This window comes from Microcoleus sp. Pol14D4, from assembly GCF_036701245.1.
Lineage (GTDB): Bacteria > Cyanobacteriota > Cyanobacteriia > Cyanobacteriales > Microcoleaceae > Microcoleus.
On record NZ_JAUBQM010000053.1, the window covers coordinates 1 to 17,394 of the forward strand.

The window sequence follows — 17,394 nt, forward strand, 5'->3', positions numbered from 1 at the left end:
ACTGTAATTAACTCATAATTTTGCCGGAAATATCATTATACTATGTATTTCTGTAATTAATTCTGTCTGACTACTTATCAACCTACAAGCATTATTGGTATGGTTAGGTAATTATGGCCACATATCCTATGAAAAACAACAAGAATTGCTGCGAGAAATAGGTGGCATTGAAATTGGCATAGGTACTTTACAAGCAACCAACGCGCGGGTAGCTGATGCTGTCAAGCCCGCAGTTGAAGACTTATGGCAATGGGCACCGTTACAACCTAACATCCATGTCGATGAAACCCCGTGGTGTGTCAAGGGCATCAAAGAATGGTTGTGGACAGCCACAGGTCAAGATTTTTGCCTGTTTCATGCTGCCGACACTCGCAGTCGCTCAGAATTAGAAACCATGCTGGGGCATGAATTTGCAGGAGTGTTGAGTTCTGATGATTTTAGCGTATATAACGGTGTTGAGGTGGGAGCGCAACAGAAATGTTTAGCCCATCTACGACGACATTTTAAGAAAGTTCTGCTTCTGGGTCACGGTAACAACACAGTTGTCGCCAAGGAATTCTTGGATTTAATTGATGAGGCATTTCGACAACATCGAAAATGGCGCTCTCACCCCGAAGAAATCGATTATTATGCTTGGGCGAGGGACTTTAAGACCAGACTGGCAGCATTGTTAAATACTTGGCAAGGTCAGGTGGGTCATGCTGCTGGACTGTTACTGCGTTCGTTGCGTGAGAAAGCTCACCAATGGTGGTATTTTTTAGACCACCCATCCATTCCCCCTGACAATAATTTAGCTGAACGCTCTCTACGATTAGCCGTGACTAAACGTAAAGTATCTGGCGGTTCCCGATCGATGTCTCGGTTTGAACAAACTGCTGATTTGTTATCAGTGATTCAGACTTGTCGGTTTCAAGGTAAAAGTGCAATGGCTTTTTTCCGGGATGCTCTATCTGCCCATTCTTGTAACTTTTTGATGCCTTCTCTTGTTCCCCACTTTTAGACCTGAATCCTTACAACTTAACTATACAGAGGCTTTGATTGTTTTCGGAGATGTCTTCTGCCTATTACAATGGGGGCAAGGAGCTTCATCATGTAAGAATCTCAGCTTTAGAATAATTTTATTTTCTTCTTCCGTAAAACTTTCGATGGTTGTATTTGGTAAATTTAGCAACCTATCAAGATGCAAGTCCATGCCTATCACCACGTATTCATTGTATCTCATTATACATTAATCCCCTCAAACCCAGAAGAGCCCATCCCCCGATAAATCATTTCTAAAGAAATACGTTCCAGCGGGACTCCTAATTCATCCGCAATAGCATCTCCTAAATCTATTAAAACCGCATAAAAGAGCCAACTACCCCAGATTTGTAGCTTAATGCCATTTGACGAGCCTGTCCATAAGTAGCTGAAATTTAGTAATCTTTTAACTGTACAAAACGCCTCTTCAATTCGCCAGCGTCTTTGATATAAATCTGCTACTACATAGGGTGGTAATATTTCGGGTTCTCGAACACTTGTTAGATAATAACGCCAGGAATTTTGGGAACGTATTTGTACTAATCTTATCGTCAGAGCTGGTGTTTTTTTTGTGCCTGCACCTATCTTAATTATCTGGTCTTTGAGGTCGTAAGTATTAGTTAATACCTGTTCCACTTGATAAGATGCACCTTTCTTTATCCGAGTAATAAATCCAATCTCTTGCTCGATTAGTTGTGACCAAAAAGCGAAGTGATAGAAGCCTCTATCCAATAACAGCAAGGTTTTGGGCTTAACTGTTTTCAGTAAATCTTCCTCGAACATGAGTATCTGCTTGTTTCGGATTTGTCCAAAACCAAACTTCTTCGGGAAGATGAGTTACTAGGTCTATGATTACTCCAATTTTTCCCGCTAATTGACCAATTGGCACATCTGATAAACTTTCTAGTTTCCGAAATAATGCTTCTAATGTTGAAGCATCAGCTATCCAGATATTTTCAAAGTTTTTTCAAGCAAATTGTGTAAGGATTCAGGTCTGCAAAAGGGGAATAAGCTCAGGCCGAGCCAAGTCACAAGAATGGGCAGAAATAGCATCACGGAAAAAAGCCATTACTGAACGAGCTTGAAAACGACAGGTTTGAATCACACTCAGCAGATTAGCCGTTTCCTCAAATCGTTTTATGGAACGAGAGCCGCCAGAAACTTTCCGTTTCGTGACAGCTAGCTGTAGGGAACGTTCGGCTTTATTATTATCAGGAGGCACCGAGGGGTTATCCAGAAAATACCACCACTGTTTTGCCTTATCCCGTAAGGATTTGAGTAACAAACCTGTGGCATAACCAACTTGGTTCAACCAAGTGGCAAGGGCTTTATTCAATCGTATTTTGAAATCAGTTGCCCAGGAGTCGTAGGTAAGTTGCTCCTTCGTCTTTCGCCAGGACTCATGGGCGATAAAAGCTTCATCAATTAATGACAGAAATATTTGAGCGACTGCTGCATTATTGTTGCCGGGAAGTCCCAGCACTTTCTTGAAATGCCGTCGTAAATGAGCCAGACACTTCTGTTGGGCTGCGATGTTCCCGCCATTATAAACGCTGAAATCATCTGAGCTTAAGACTCCCGCAAATTCTTTGCCCAGCATGGTTTCTAATTCCACCCGCCCCCTGGTATCTGCAGCATGAAATAAACAGAATCCTTCTCCACTAGCCGTCCATAGCCATTCTTTAACCCCCATGACACACTCTTAGGGTTTCATCTACATGAACATTTGATTGCACCCCGGCCCATTCCCACAGCGCATTAATCGCTGGCTTTACTGCTGCTGCTGCTACTCGTTGATTGGTTTTTTGGAGTGTTCCGACTCCCACTTCTATCCTGCCGAGTTCCCACAACAACTCAGTCAGCTTTGCGTAAGAAAGATGCCCATAATTCCCCAGCCAAACTAATAGTGCTTGCAGATTAACGCTCAAGTCTTGCCCTGGAACTATTCCCAAGGGTTGTTCTCCTCTAACTACAGCGCCACATTCGAGGCATTTACACGATTGTGTCTGATATTCGACGACTTCAATTGGTTTTGCTACTAGACTTGCTACTTGCTGTCTGTGGATGTTAATTACTTCACTTAATTCTTGACTACCACAATTAAGACAGATACTGGGTGAGCTAATTTCTGTTCTGTCTACTCGTCCAAACCCTTTTCGGGTTTTTCCCTGATGACCTGGTTGTCCACCGGGCTTCTTTTTCTGGTCTGCTTCTGGTTTGACTGTTGGTTTCTCTGGTTTTTGGAGCAGATCCGTTGATGGAGGTTTTGATGAAGTTTGACTGGTTGTTCGACTTTTTCCCGTAGCAATGGCTAGTTTCTCTTGCAATTCTTCAATAATTTTTTGCAGCCCCAACACCATTTCCACCAGTTCAGCTTGGCTCAACTGCTCGATTTGGGTTTTTTCTTTGTGTCTGGTGGCTGCGGGCTTTTTCATTTGTTTATTTTACCAGATGCCGCCACTGAAGTTTTTTTGACCTGAATCCTTACCAAATTGTACGCTATCTGGTAAAGGTCTCGATTTTCTCAGCATCCATTCTTGGCGAAAATGAGGCAGCAACTCTTTAAATACTTTTTCAAATAAAATTGCTGGAAAACTTAAAAATCTCAGTGATAATGCTTGTTGACTAATCTCTTGTGGCTGACACCATAAAAATCCTTCTCTATTTAATAATCTGGTTAATTCTGTTACTCCTGCTACGTCTCACCATAAGAGACTCAATATTGCTGCTATCATTAATGGTAGTGTTAGAATCCTATCTCTTAAATTTAGTTGGCGATAAAAAGTTTTTTGGGCAGCCATTGCCGGAATTAATAAATCTTCCAGGTGATTCGCGATCGCTTCATTTTCTACTTGGGGACGATTTTTTTTCTTCGCATGGTCTCGGTTGATTCTTTTTGTGCGAATCATAACTGGTTCAATTATGGCTCAACTGCCTGCCAGGTCAATGTTTCATCCTATTTTATCTTTTTTTGTGTACCCCCTTGACAATTTGCACTTTTTCTTAACTTGTCACAAATGACCCGAACCTGATATAACCTCAATATCATCCTTTAATTGTGCAACGCCTCAGCAAGCCCTATCTATGTTCTCACGGGTGTTACCGTCAGAACCCACACCAACAAATTTCGGGCAGAACATCCAGCCCGCCCCACATTCTCCAAAAGCCCCAAAACCATTCACTTCAACCAGGCAGGGTGAGCCATCAAAGCCGCAAAAGGCTGTACTCCCCGCAACTGATTCGACAGCGGCAAATGCCCTCTCGGCGCGCTCAAATCCCAAATAAACTCTTGCGGATACCGCGTCCAATTATTCCCCTTCTTCCAGCCAATTAGCGGCCACAATTTATCCCAATTCTTGCCAGAACTTAGCCAAATTTCCCGCTGCACTGAAAATCCAAATTTGCCTTCGGAATGAACTTTCCACAGGGTATTAATTGTTTGCAAATCCGCCACGGGCAAACTCTCAACTTGCGTAAAATACAGCCACTTTCTCACGGAAGCTGTATCACCCGCCAATTCACAAAGCTTGTCTAAAGTCAAGCGATCGGCTTCTTGAAATTCCTGTAACGCCAATAATTGTTGCAGCGGAGTGTAATCAACGTTAGAGTCCGAGATCAGCGGCACAACCCCAGTCGGAAAATTCGCTTGCAAAAACTCCGCCGCTCTCGGAGAATTAGCACTGTAAAGAATTTGGTAAGCCTTACCCATTACCGCAGTCGGTTCCTCTGACTTGCGCTCTAATAAAAATTCCATCAATACATCCCAACCGGAATCTGCTATTTGTTGTTGTAGCAGTTGCAGTTGAGTTTTTTCCGAACCCGACCTCAACTGAGAGCGGAGTTCGGCTGTATCGGCCGCCGAGTCTAGAGGAGAAGTAGAAATCGAGTCAGTCATGAGAAACTATCAGCTATCAGCTATCAGCTATCAGCGATTAGCTGAAGCCCTGGTTTTCCCCCATTGTACAATGGTACTGACTCCGATTCACTTCTCTGTACTCACATGCCTGCGCGCAACGCCGCCTAGTTTTGCCTCACGCCCCCACCCTCTTCACCAATGGCAGCAATAGCAAATCCGTCTACCATCTGAATTTTACGATTGATGCCATTGGTGAAGAGTTTTTCTTGAACCTAGTCGTCCACGATCGAAACCCATGCAGAGAACGAAGGCGGAAAAAAGTTTATGTCATATTCAGAGTCTTCCCACTCTTTGACCCACAGCGGCACGGCGCCGGGGCGAGGAGTTGCAGAAAAGGTGCGTTCTTTGACTTCGATCGAATGAAATAGCTGTTTTAAAGTATCTCCCCGATCCAAAGCTTCGCTAAGGATGTCGTCCAACTCAGGATCGACCCGTTTGACACGGTTTTTGTCCTCCTCCAGCCACAGAAGTTTCAAAGACTTCAGATCTCTCGGACTGAGGATGCTCTTGTAGTACACGCGCTTGAGGGTCGCTACGGGCTCCAATGAGCGTTCGATCCGGCGAATTTGCTGAACTCGCAGGTAGTGCCATTCTGCTAAACGCTTGCTTTCCGAAGGCGGAAGAGTACCCTTGCCCGCTGCGTGTTTGTAGTCGTATTTAATCAAACTGCAAGCCATATTGGCTAGCAGATGAATTAACTGTTTTTCTTTGGGTGTTGCCTGACGCCGTTCCTGGGTTCTTGTCAATACGCGCTGTCTGCGGGTAGTTTCGAGAGTATTTTCCATTGGGTTTTTACGAGATGAAATACGATTGTGCCAGATCCAAATCCCGAACATCAGAAGGTAAGGAAGTTGATAGGCGGGGAAACTCCACCGACAGACTCGCCTTACCTATTTATTTTCCCATCCACCGTTCTCTGAAACCGATCCCCACCCCTGGGATTAGGTAGACCGATCTTGGGATCGAGTTTTAACTACCTCGATCAGAGGCGGTTGGGACAACAAGCACCACAACTACAACCACAACCGCATCAGAGCGAACGACACAATAGCGCCTATTTCCTGCCTTTACGCGTTTTTACCTCTTCTTGCTCCCCATCCTCATTCGTTCCAGTGTAGTTAAAGTCGGGACGACTCTCCCAAGCCGTCAAACTGCTGGCTGATGAATGTTGTGGGGCGATCGCTAAAGCGCTGGTGCTGCCTGCCTGGAAAAAGCCGAAGCCAGCCGAGGCAATTACCCCTAATACTAAGATGCTGTTTTTCATGTTCGATGACCCTGATTTGCGTAGATTGACACTTTTTGGCTAACCCGATCTGTCAGAAATGGGTTGATGCAATAGCCCACTTGTCTTCTGATAAATCTGCCTGCCATAATCAATTCAGACAGGCACACCCGCTTGCGATCGGAAACGCCGGAAGTGACGTGTTACTAATGTCCACGATCATCCATCAACCCGAATTTTTTGGGTAGTGGAGCGAAAGCCATCAGGGCGTCGATCCATCAGGGAGTTATGCCATCAGGGTGCTAATCCATCGGGTAGTTAAGCCATCAGGGCGCATCTTCTACAATTAGCCACCGACTTAACTTTTATAGTTGAGTAAGTGGTTAGCCTGGTACTGACAAAGCCTTTAAGAATTAAACTTTTTGTGGATGCATCCTGAAAAGTTTGTTCTTAGGAATCCCCGAACGCGAAAGCCCGGGGAATGTCAGCAGCATGGAATTCCATGCAATCTAAGTCAACTAAAAAAACGCAGATTAACGATATCTCCCACTCAAGCAGTCCTCAGCAAAACGCTGGGGTTTTTTATTGGCAGCCATTGCGAGCGCGTTTTTCTCCGGCATCCGGCAAGCGGATTTGAAGGCAGAAGGTTGACGGAGCTCGGGTTAGGAGTTTCCCTGCCCACATCATACCACCGGGTGAAATTTAAAGTATTATTGTAAAAAAATGTGAAAAAAAGGGCGTTTGAGCGTTTTCAATCCGAGGAGAGTGAAAATTCATCTAATTATGTGAACGAGTGTAAAAAATCAAGGGTCGAGGTAGGATTCAGCCGATCGTAGGATTTGGGACGAACGCTTGCAAAGATACGGTAAAGATTGACAAGGAAAAAGCTGAGCTAGTAGACAATAGAGAAAGAGGAACAAAAATTTTCCACCGTAGTAAGGCCGATTCAAAAAAAACAATGCAAATGCAACAGGCCAACTCCCAACTCTAGGCAAACTCCAAACTCTTATTGAATAAGTCATTCCCCAATCTAAAATCTAAAATCTAAAATGCTATAAGCGGGCAATACTTCCAATTTGTAACCTTTCGATCGCACAGCATAGGGGTGTAAAATCTTGATGAATTCCCAGATGACAGCAGAACTCAACTCAACGTACCACTATCAAGTCGGAGGATATTTGCCTGCCGCTGCGCCCACCTATGTCAGGCGATCGGCCGACAGCGAACTCTACGAAGGACTCAAAGCCGGAGATTTCTGCTACGTGTTGAGTGCGCCGCAAATGGGAAAGTCCAGCCTGCTAGTGCAAACGGCCAAAAGATTGCAAGCCGAAGGTACAGTTTTTGCCGCCGTCAACTTGAGAAGCATCAGCAGCCCTGATATCTCCCCCCAAAAGTGGTATGGCGCAATCATGTACCGCATGGCAAGCAGTTTACACATCACAAACAGGTTTGATGCCATCAAGTGGTGGAACGATCGCGAACTGCTATCGCCGGTGCAGCGATTGGAGATATTTCTCGAAAAAGTTTTGCTCAAGTCACTTCAGCAAAATCTGGTAATTTTCATAGATGACATTGACAGCATCAGCAGCCTAAATTTCAATACCAGCGATTTTTTTGCCTTGATCCGAGCTTGTTACTCCAAGCGGGCAGAGCAACCGGAATACGATCGCCTGACTTTTGCTGTTATGGGAGTAGCAGCCCCCTCAGAATTGATCCGAGATCCAAGATGCAACCCTTTTAATATTGGACGGCAGATTCATTTAAGTCGATTCCAACTGCACGAAAGTTTGCCGCTAGCAAAAGGATTGGCTCTCAAAGCTTTTCGCCCCCAAAAAGTGCTCCAAGAAATATTAGCTTGGACGGGTGGCCAACCGTTTTTAACTCAAAAAATTTGCCACTTGGTACTTGAATACGGACTTTTTATTGGCAGAAATGCCGAAGCTCATCAGGTTGAAAAACTGGTCAAACACAGAATTATTAAAAATTGGGAAGAAGAAGACGAACCCCAACATTTAATACCAATTCGCGATCGCATTTTCCATAGCCACTGCGACCTCACGCGGCTGTTAACGCTGTACCAGGAAGCTTTGCAACCGATCAAGGCAACTAAACCGGGGGAATCGCAGGGAGTACCAGCAGATTACTCTCCCGAAAAAATTGAATTGCAACTGTCAGGACTGGTGGTTAAGTCTCACGGTAAATTAATAGTTTCTAACCTAATTTATCAGTCAGTTTTTAATAGATTCTGGGTGGAAAAAGAGCTGGGGAAATTGGCTCCCTACCACTCCGCGCTATCAGCATGGCTGGCTTCAGACCGCGAAGATGAATCGCTGTTATTGACAGGAGAAAGTTTGCAGTCAGCTTTGGATTGGGCTGCGAACAAACAATTAAGCCAAGAACACTATTGGTTCTTGAATCCCGATCGAACTTTTGAGGAAAAACCGACAGTGGTTGTCGCACCAGTTGCAGACAGCAGCATAGACACAGATGCAGACAGCAGCATCCTGACCCCGCCCTCAGATAGTGTTCCAACTGGCAGCAACGAACAGAGATTGTACGATCACATCGTTTCCTGCGTGGAAACAGAATCCCCCGCACAGGTGATCGAGCGGTTCCGAAAGCTATTTATCGACGGCATGGGCTATCCCGATCGAGAGATTGAAGCAACTTTGTACAGTATAGTCTCCGTCAAGCGATTGGATCAGCACTTTAAATATATCCTCCACCGCTGCTGCTACATCCCGATCAACCGCTGGCAATTGCAATCACACAACCAGTTCGCGATCGCCAAGTTGGTAGCTTTATTCAAGCAGGCTTCTCCCCGATTTGGGACGGAATTTTACATAGTCAAGCGCTTGCAAGAACAAATAGCTTTCTTTACTAAAAGTGAAGAATTTCAGACCATAGAGCGCTTAGTAAAAGCCTTAGATAGAGAGGCGGAACCGCAGACACAAGATACAGATTCTCCTTTGGGCGAATTGATATGTCGGTATCCTTATTTGTACGGCTATTCTCTACTGAGCAAGGGCAGCATTGAGGAAGACCAACAAACCATTCAAAAACTGGCATTTCAAAGACAGCGACAATTTGAAACACATTTGTCTCAATATTTAAATTATTTGGTTGAGCCGAGAAATACAGAAATAGGAATTGTGGAGCGGGCAGCTAATCCCACACTTTTGAACGATGCAGAACTGCACTTAGCGGTCAGGGAATTTGCGGGAAAAGTAGCAGGCGATCGCAGCTACAAAGAAGCGGCTCAATTTTTCCTGAGAGATTCCAGACAAACTCCATCTTACGGCTCATTTAAAGTAAATTTATATGAATATTTAATATCGTCGATCGAGCCAGAATACGGCGGGCGTCAATTTAATGACCGTTTGTACAAACAAATCAAAAATACATTGCGAGAAAATGATTCGGTGAAATTCAATAATTTATTGTTAGTTCGGACTTGCCACCAGTTGTTCAACTTCTTAGTAGTGGAAAATTCTCAACATCCCAGCCACTACGTTTTTTACGACTTGGTTTACAATCTTGGCGCCAGCAGGACAATGGGTTTACTGCTGAAAATTGTACTGCTTTCGGGAAAAGTCAAACCAGAGTTGGAAAAGCGATTTTCTATTTTGTTTAATCACTATGAAGGTAAAACTTCTAATGAAATTATGTGGTTTGTCAAATCGTTGGAAAATTTCAATGTGGCTTTGGTTGTGAATTTTGGTAAGACGGATTTGTCTTTGGTTAAACAGCAGCTTATTTTGACTTGAGAATAACAAAATCGCTCGAACTCGAACAGGGTTATATAATAGTATTAATTTAAAAAAATTCAGGAGAAACAAATGAAAGCCTTTGAAGTCACAGGAACGATCGACGAAAAAGGTCAATTAATTCTCGATCGACCTTTAACCGCAGAAACTCCCGGCCGCGTGCGAATCATCGTCCTTTTTCAGGAACCTACAGATGAAGATGAAGACGACCCCGACGATACTCCAGTTGAAGAAGTAAAAGCCAGTCTCAGAAGAGCGTTGCAGCAAGCCAAAGCCGGACAAACCCGACCAATCTCTGAACTGTGGGAGAGAATCGATGCCGAATGAAGCCGAAGCAATCACGATCGGATTTGCGGATGACTTTGAAGCAAATTTGTATGCCCTCGCGAAAAGATATCGCAGTATCCGCAATGATGTCCAGCCCGTAATTGAACAAATACAGGCTGGCAATTTTATTGGCGATCGCATTCCCGGAATGGGCGAAGATTATATCATCTTAAAAGTCCGATTGAAAAACAGCAACATCCAAAAAGGGAAAAGTGCAGGGTATCGCATGATTTATCAGATTGAATCGCCCGTCAGCGTACTTTTGTTAACCATTTACTCAAAATCAGATCGAACAGATATCAGCCTCAACGAAATCCGCAACATCATCGCCGAGTTTGACGAAAACCAATAGCGGTGTATTATTAACTCTATGATTAGCTATCTCAAAGGCACAGTAGCCGATATCGCCAAAGGCAGCAACCGCGTCATCCTGACTCTCGAAGTCAATCAAATCGGCTATGAAATCCAAATTTTGCCCCGCGTGACCGGTCAATTGCCAGCCTCCGGCGAAGTCGCCCAAATTTTTACCCACCAGCAAGTTAAAGAAGACCAAATCGTATTGTACGGTTTTGGCAGCGCGGCCGAACGCGATTTGTTTCGGCAGTTGACGAGTGTCAGCGGTGTCGGTGCTCAACTAGCGATCGCACTTCTCGATACTTTAGGATTACAAGATTTAGTCCAGGCGATCGTCGGCGGTAACACCCGCATCCTCGCCAAAACACCGGGTGTGGGTACAAAAACCGCAGAACGTCTCGCCCTGGAGCTCAAAAGCAAACTCTCCGAATGGCGACAACAAGCAGGTTTGACAACTTCAGTCGCCGCCGGAGTCCCCCCAGCTATTCAAGAAGAAGTTGAGATGATCCTGCTGGCGATGGGATACACTGCGGCTGAAGTCTTGCAAGCGCTGCAAACCCTCAGTCAAGACAGCACTTTGTCCGCCAAAGGTAATGCCGATGATTGGATACGTGAGGCGATCGCCTATTTGAGCCGATAATCCCCTACAACATCCAAAAACCGGGAATAAAAACCAAAATTCGGTCGGGTCAACAAACCCATCCGTGGCAAAAATTTTATCGTTATTATGCTTCGCCTGTGATAACATTGGAGATTGTGACAATCGTACAAAAAAAACTAAAATCAATTCATGGCTCTTACACAACAGCGCAAACAAGAAATCATGGGCGACTTCCAAACCCATGAAACCGATACCGGTTCAGCAGATGTCCAAGTCGCCATGCTGACCGATCGCATCACCAAACTCAGCGCCCACCTGAAAATCAACCAAAAAGACTTCGCCTCCCGGCGCGGTTTGATGATGATGATCAGCCGCCGCAAGCGCCTGCTGGCATACATCCAAAAGCAAAATGCCGATCGCTACAAAGCATTGATTGCCCGCCTAGGCATTCGCGGCTAAACACCAAAGCCAAAATTTGCGACAATATTCTTTAATCTTGGACAAACACCAAGACTTATTGAAAAATGTTCGAGATTTCAGGTTAGAGATAAAATATGTCCTCCGAACCACCCCGCAAGCGCTTGCCCTTTGAACCGGCAACAAATCGTAAAAAAACGCCTAAAAAGCCCCCAGAACCCCAAGCAAGCGTAGCCTTAGAGTCGGATTCTGCCGAAAAGCAGCCGAAAGCTAACAAAACCGGAAAACAGGCGCAATCCATCCCAGAAGCAGTCAGCCAACGCATGATATCTCGGATAGGGGTATTCTGCGGCATACCTACTCTATTGGGAATTTCCACATTTTTTGTCAGCTATTTGGTAGTCAGCAACGGCTTGTTCGATCTGCCCAACACAGCAGTATTGCTGGTAAGCATGGGCTGTTTTGGTCTAGGCGTTCTGGGATTAAGCTACGGAGTCCTCTCAGCTTCCTGGGATGAAGAAGTTTCAGGAAGCACTCTGGGGTGGGAAGAATTTAATACCAATTTTGGACGGATGCGAGAAGCGTGGCGCGCCGCGAAGCCAAAAAGTTAGTCATTAGTCATTAGTTATTAGTTATTAGTCATTAGCTAAAAACTAAGCTGTTAACCATCTAGAGTTTGTATTTGGGGAGGGAATAAGAACCCGCCCCACAAAAATGCTAATAATACTGATATAAATAGATTCTCGATCGCCATTGCATCTATTTTTCTCAGTGCATCAGAGTCATCATCCGTAGTTTAGCCCAACAGAAAAGGCAAAAAAAATATGATTATTGTAATGAAAGCCGGCACTCCAGAAGCCGAGATCGATCGACTAGACGAAGACCTCCGCAGTACCTGGGGTTTGATACCAGAAAAAATAGTCGGCCGTTACAAAGTTGTTATGGGTTTGGTAGGCGACACCGCCGAGCTCGAACCGATGCAACTGCGCGAAATGAGCACCTGGATTGAAGAAGTGCTGCGGGTGGAAAAACCCTACAAACGCGCTTCTCTCGAATATCGCCAAGGAGAACCCAGCGAAGTAGCGGTTGCTACTCCTTTAGGAACTGTAACGATCGGCCTGCATCACCCGATCGCGATCGTAGCAGGCCCTTGCTCGGTCGAAAACGAAGAAATGATTGTCGAAACGGCAATGCGCGTCAAAGCTGCTGGAGCTCATTTTCTCCGTGGTGGCGCCTACAAACCGAGAACTTCTCCCTATGCTTTCCAAGGCCACGGCGAGAGTGCTTTGGGATTGCTAGCTGCAGCCCGGGAAGCTAGCGGTTTGGGAATTATCACAGAAGTTATGGATGCGGCGGACTTAAGTGCGATCGTGGAAGTAGCCGACGTGATCCAAGTCGGGGCGAGAAATATGCAGAATTTCTCACTTTTGAAGAAAGTTGGAGCTCAAGACAAACCTGTTTTGCTGAAGCGCGGCATCTCCGCCACCATTGAAGAATGGTTGATGGCTGCTGAGTATATCATGGCTTCTGGCAATCCGAACGTGATTTTGTGCGAGCGCGGAATTCGCGGGTATGACAGGCAATATACACGCAATACGCTTGATTTGTCGGCGGTGCCAGTATTGCGGACTCTGACTCACTTACCGGTGATGGTTGACCCGAGTCACGGCACCGGTTGGGCGCAGTTTGTACCGTCAATGGCGTTTGCTTCGATCGCCTCTGGTACAGATTCGCTGATGATTGAAGTGCACCCGAATCCGAAAAAAGCTTTGTCTGACGGGCCGCAATCTTTAACACCGGATCAGTTCGACAAGTTGATGGAAGAATTGGCGGTGATTGGTAAAGTCATGGGACGTTGGCCGCAGCCCGTGCCTGTTTTGGCATAAAAACAGGCGAAACGCCTAACCTAAAATGCGATCGCACTTAAATCCCCGATTTCTTAAAGAAGTCGGGGATTTTGTTATTCTGTTTTTGGAATAGAGGCCCAGGGGCGATCGTACTTTTAGGAAAGTTGAGAAATTTTGTATAATTGATATTTGAATTAATTAGCGAGAGGGCTGGGAGTCATGGTAGGCATCGGAACCAAACTCACTTTAGCAGAATTTCTAGCTTTGCCCGACGGAGATGTATATTGTGAGTTTGTAGATGGTGAAGCAGTTCCTAAAGTGTCTCCAAAATTTTTTTCATTCCAGTTTACAGGGAGCTTTCTTTGTGTGACCTGATTCGTGTATGGTGTAAAGGACGCGGGCGAGTGCTTCCAGAATGGGCAATTTTGTTAAAACGTCAGGATAAAGATTGGGCACCTGTTCCCGATTTAACGTACATTTCTTATGAACGTCTGCCGAAAAGTTGGCGGCGAAATGAAGCTTGTCCGGCAATTCCTGAACTGGTGATTGAGATTATCTCGCCGGATCAAAGTATGAAGGAATTTGAAGAGAAGGCGAAAGATTATTTGGCGGCGGGAGTTCCGCGAGTTTGGGTAATCGATCCAGAAGCTATTTTAATTAGAAGTTTTTTGACCGATGGTTTGAGTCAAGTTTATACGGATAATACACCGATTGTGGATGAGTTGCTGCCTGGTTTGGAGTTGACGACTAGACAGATTTTTGAAGAAGCGGAATTGATTGATTGATTGAGGGCGATCGTACTCTGTGCAAGATATCAGTGGTATGGTGCGTGACAACGGGAAAACTTCAAGTCGCGGCGGTGGGACTATTGACTGTCACGCACAGCGACACAACCATAGTATTTACAAGGTACTATGGTTTTTTGGCGCTTACCCGTTACTCATTGAATTAGCGAGCACTTTGATTTAAGATTGTTTCAATTTGATTCTGTACTTGTTCAAGTTCCCGACGTTTGTCAGCCAGCCAAACCTTTTCGGCTTCGCATTCTGCTTGATTTTGGCGATCGCGCTTTTCCTGCTGTTCTAATAAATTATCCCACAGCGAGATCGCTTTTGACATCGCATCGCTATTGGCGTTAGTGCGATCGTTAAACACTGTAATAATTCTTTCTTGTACCTTCTCAAAAATAGACTGGGCAGATTCGTCAAATTTCTCAACGCCTAACTCGCAAACTTTTTGCTTAATCTGATCTTTAACAGCATCGCCATCTAAAAAACTAAAGCCAAAACCGCCACCAGCGCCAGCAGCTAAGCCACCCAAAATAACTCCTATAAAACCAAGTCCTGTAAAAAATAGCAACCCAGCACCTACTAATGCACCGAGACCCAAACCAACGCCTAAGCTTTCATCACTACCGATATTTGGGTTAATTGAGGAAGCAATTCCCCTTCCACTTGCGCCAAATCCGCCTAAGCTACCTGCTGTTGCTAAGTTATTGAATTGAGCGACAAGGCTAGTGCTCAGTTGCTGGTCAAACTGTTGAAATTCTTGCCGTATTGCATCAATATCTTCACCGATTTGGCTGTCTAGCACTCCCATATTTTGTTGTAAAATTGACTGTACTTTTTGATTGCCCCAGTCATCAATTTCTTTGGTGATGTCTCGTACAAATTGATCGGCATAATCTTTAGTCAACTTGTCTTGACTCATGATGTGTCCGTGTTCGGAATTCCAGTAATGACTTTTCGATAGCAAACGTTCTCCCAATCCTTCCACCCATTCATTCCAAGATTCAAGAGCTTCTTCTAAAGATTGCTCCATCAATTCATTAGCTAAAAATCTAATTTTAACCTCGCGACCGCTTACTTCCGCCATTTGTTCAAAAATCTTCGCCTTATCTCCTTGGGAAACTGTCAATTTTCCTTCTAACATTTCCCGCATTTGAATCAATTCATCGCAGCCCGTATTAATAATTTGCTTAATTCCGGCGGCGGACTGCCGAAGTGCGAGCGCTCCCCGTTCAACTGTCAGAAACTTCTCAATCGAATCAGTAAAACCCTGAAAAGATTTTAGATAATCATCATTTTCATTGCCTGCTAAAATCGCTTCCAATGCAGATTGAGCAGAAATAAAATGAATCCGGTTTTCACTAGCCATCAAATTTTGACTCTTAACAATCGTTTCCACCCTTTTTCTTACCTGCTGGCGGCTCTCTTCGCGCCGCAGCAAATCGAAAAAATTAACTACCATAAAAATATTCCCCGCGCCTTCGTTATTGCCATAATTTATTTCTTTATTCAAGTACAAAAGCAGTTCCCGCTCTTTCTCCGTTAAAGCATTTTGAGCATGAGTTAAGAAAATCACTGCATCAGTTGTTTTGAGAACCTGTTGGGTGACTAATGTGCGTTCGGCTTGTTCGTTCAACCCAGGAGAATCAATAATTTCTACCCCATTGCGGCACAACTCTAATTCGGGATGTTCAAAAACGATTTCGGCAATTTCCGACTTGGCAATTTCATCGGCATAAGAACCATAAGCCGCTTCTTCCGAAATCGAAGCTTTTTCTTGATATTGTGCAGGTGAAATTTCTTCCTCCCGTCCATCTTTGTAGCGACAAATAACCCGGCGCTGCGAACCATATTTCAAAATAGTCACATTACCGCTACAGGGAATATCGCGCACTGGTTGGATTTCCTCACCGAGTAAAGCATTTAGTAAGGTTGATTTGCCTTTACTAAATTCGCCGACAACAGCAACGCGAAAACATGGAGATTGCAATCTCTGAGATACTTTGGTTATTTCTTCTGCTAAAGTAGGAGATAGCACGTTGCGATCGATTCCATTTTGCAGAGTTAAACCTAGTTTTTCACAAAGAGCATTCAGTTGTTGCCGATAATCCTGAAATTTTTTCAACTCCTGATATGACGAAACTGATTGCTTTTGATTTTTTTTGTGTTTCGGTTTGGCTGGTAAATGTCCGATAATGTGACTGGCAGCACGGACAAACATAGAATCGAGAGATTGAAATTGCGCTGGATATAGTAACGAGTGGAGTTCTGTTAAAGCTGCTGTATCGCTTATTGCTTGACTGCTAAAACTGGCTTCCAAAACAGTCAAAAATCGCCCAGGGATTCCGAGTTTGTTGGCGACAATCGTCAAATACTCTTTTTCGCGTTTATCTATTGTCCCATCTGCCGCCGACATTTGATACCCAAAACTAATCAGCAGCAGTTTTTCCTCCTCAGAAAAACACGCTGTCAGCGCCAGCAACGCGGTCAATTTCTTGTAAACTTGCTGTTCCCGCACGCTCTTAACCATCGGCATTACCAATGGGCGCAAATTGTTGTTAGCGGGAATAAGCTCCGTAAAAGTTGTCCGCAATCGCTGAGTTTCCTCAGCACTTACCGTACCGTCGGCATGAATGACTCCCAGCAATACCGTCACCAATCCCGCAAGAAAAAGCACGGGCGGAGTAATATCCTCTTTTCGTAGGTTTTGCCCTGTCAGTCGGGAAATAAGCTCAACCGTTTGCGGACTAATTACCGAAGTGTCCATTTGCCGCGCCTTTAGATAATTTTTTTTATTGAAACTATCATAATATATTAGTTATTCTGTGGATTGGTAACACGGTAAAAATTGATGATGAACTTTGTATTTCCCGCAGCGGTACAGGCTGCGATCGAGGCTGGTAAGTACGCACAAGTGTTTACATCTGCTGGAGTGCCGATCGGCATGGCGAGAGATGCAGCGACGGGAGAGTTCGTAGCCCATGCCGTTGGCGCCGCCCTCAACAACAACCCACTATCGCCCTTAGTGTCTCCCATGCAGTTCGTTATGGGCGGCTTGCAAATGCAGCAAATGCACATGGGCTTTCAAGGCGTCCAAGCCACTTTGGGGGTGCTGCAAGCGACAACAGCCGTCAT

12 protein-coding genes and 4 pseudogenes are annotated in these 17,394 nt (G+C 44.8%); 9 read left to right on the top strand and 7 right to left on the bottom strand.

Annotated features, from left to right (window positions below; translation table 11 throughout):
• Window positions 1-76: 76 nt before the first annotated feature.
• Window positions 77-1,000, top strand: a pseudogene (tnpC, locus tag QUA33_RS18480) (IS66 family transposase); the annotation flags it as partial.
• Between the two features lie 254 nt (window positions 1,001-1,254).
• Here the strand turns inward: tnpC (QUA33_RS18480) and QUA33_RS18485 are convergent.
• The 6 genes and pseudogenes from QUA33_RS18485 to QUA33_RS18510 all read right to left on the bottom strand — a co-directional run.
• Window positions 1,255-1,981 (bottom strand): annotated as a pseudogene (locus QUA33_RS18485) (IS4 family transposase); the annotation flags it as partial.
• 27 nt (window positions 1,982-2,008) lie between these two features.
• Window positions 2,009-3,455 (bottom strand): annotated as a pseudogene (gene tnpC, locus QUA33_RS18490) (IS66 family transposase).
• Window positions 3,456-3,509: 54 nt separating this feature from the next.
• Window positions 3,510-3,929: pseudogene (locus QUA33_RS18495) on the bottom strand (hypothetical protein); the annotation flags it as partial.
• A 269-nt stretch (window positions 3,930-4,198) separates the two neighbouring features.
• Window positions 4,199-4,915 carry a GUN4 N-terminal ARM-like repeat domain-containing protein gene (locus QUA33_RS18500; protein ID WP_333150102.1) on the bottom strand — a complete coding sequence of 239 codons (717 nt, stop codon included), beginning with the start codon at window positions 4,913-4,915 and terminating at the stop codon, window positions 4,199-4,201.
• Between the two features lie 233 nt (window positions 4,916-5,148).
• Complete coding sequence (locus QUA33_RS18505; RefSeq protein WP_333066315.1) at window positions 5,149-5,721, bottom strand: hypothetical protein; 573 nt, start codon at window positions 5,719-5,721, stop codon at window positions 5,149-5,151.
• A 269-nt stretch (window positions 5,722-5,990) separates the two neighbouring features.
• Window positions 5,991-6,200, bottom strand: a complete 210-nt coding sequence (locus QUA33_RS18510) for a hypothetical protein (RefSeq protein ID WP_333066317.1) — start codon at window positions 6,198-6,200, stop codon at window positions 5,991-5,993.
• A 1,088-nt stretch (window positions 6,201-7,288) separates the two neighbouring features.
• Between QUA33_RS18510 and QUA33_RS18515 the strand changes: the two genes are divergently transcribed.
• The 8 genes from QUA33_RS18515 (at window position 7,289) to QUA33_RS18550 (ending at window position 14,256) form a co-directional block, all read left to right on the top strand.
• Entirely contained in the window at window positions 7,289-9,925 is a 2,637-nt protein-coding gene (locus QUA33_RS18515) for an AAA-like domain-containing protein (RefSeq protein WP_333150104.1), read from the top strand.
• Window positions 9,926-9,997: 72 nt separating this feature from the next.
• Complete coding sequence (locus QUA33_RS18520; protein ID WP_333150106.1) at window positions 9,998-10,252, top strand: type II toxin-antitoxin system RelN family antitoxin; 255 nt, start codon at window positions 9,998-10,000, stop codon at window positions 10,250-10,252.
• Window positions 10,242-10,604 (top strand): type II toxin-antitoxin system RelE/ParE family toxin, encoded by a 363-nt coding sequence (locus QUA33_RS18525; RefSeq protein ID WP_333150107.1) that lies wholly within the window; start codon window positions 10,242-10,244, stop codon window positions 10,602-10,604. The genes QUA33_RS18520 and QUA33_RS18525 overlap by 11 nt, the downstream gene beginning before the upstream one ends.
• A gap of 18 nt (window positions 10,605-10,622) precedes the next feature.
• A complete protein-coding gene (ruvA, locus tag QUA33_RS18530; RefSeq protein WP_015174486.1) occupies window positions 10,623-11,246 on the top strand; it encodes a Holliday junction branch migration protein RuvA in 624 nt (207 codons plus the stop codon).
• 150 nt (window positions 11,247-11,396) lie between these two features.
• A complete protein-coding gene (gene rpsO / locus QUA33_RS18535) occupies window positions 11,397-11,666 on the top strand; it encodes a 30S ribosomal protein S15 (RefSeq protein WP_015174482.1) in 270 nt (89 codons plus the stop codon).
• Window positions 11,667-11,761: 95 nt separating this feature from the next.
• Window positions 11,762-12,235 carry a PAM68 family protein gene (locus QUA33_RS18540; protein ID WP_333150109.1) on the top strand — a complete coding sequence of 158 codons (474 nt, stop codon included), beginning with the start codon at window positions 11,762-11,764 and terminating at the stop codon, window positions 12,233-12,235.
• Window positions 12,236-12,448: 213 nt separating this feature from the next.
• Complete coding sequence (aroF, locus tag QUA33_RS18545; protein ID WP_333150111.1) at window positions 12,449-13,510, top strand: 3-deoxy-7-phosphoheptulonate synthase; 1,062 nt, start codon at window positions 12,449-12,451, stop codon at window positions 13,508-13,510.
• Window positions 13,511-13,875: 365 nt separating this feature from the next.
• Window positions 13,876-14,256: a Uma2 family endonuclease gene (locus QUA33_RS18550; protein ID WP_333150113.1), complete on the top strand. Its 381-nt coding sequence runs from the start codon at window positions 13,876-13,878 to the stop codon at window positions 14,254-14,256.
• A 163-nt stretch (window positions 14,257-14,419) separates the two neighbouring features.
• Here QUA33_RS18550 and QUA33_RS18555 read toward each other — a convergent pair whose 3' ends face one another.
• Window positions 14,420-17,026, bottom strand: coding sequence for a dynamin family protein (locus QUA33_RS18555; protein ID WP_333150115.1), 2,607 nt, complete (start codon window positions 17,024-17,026; stop codon window positions 14,420-14,422).
• Between the last annotated feature and the right edge of the window lie 368 nt (window positions 17,027-17,394).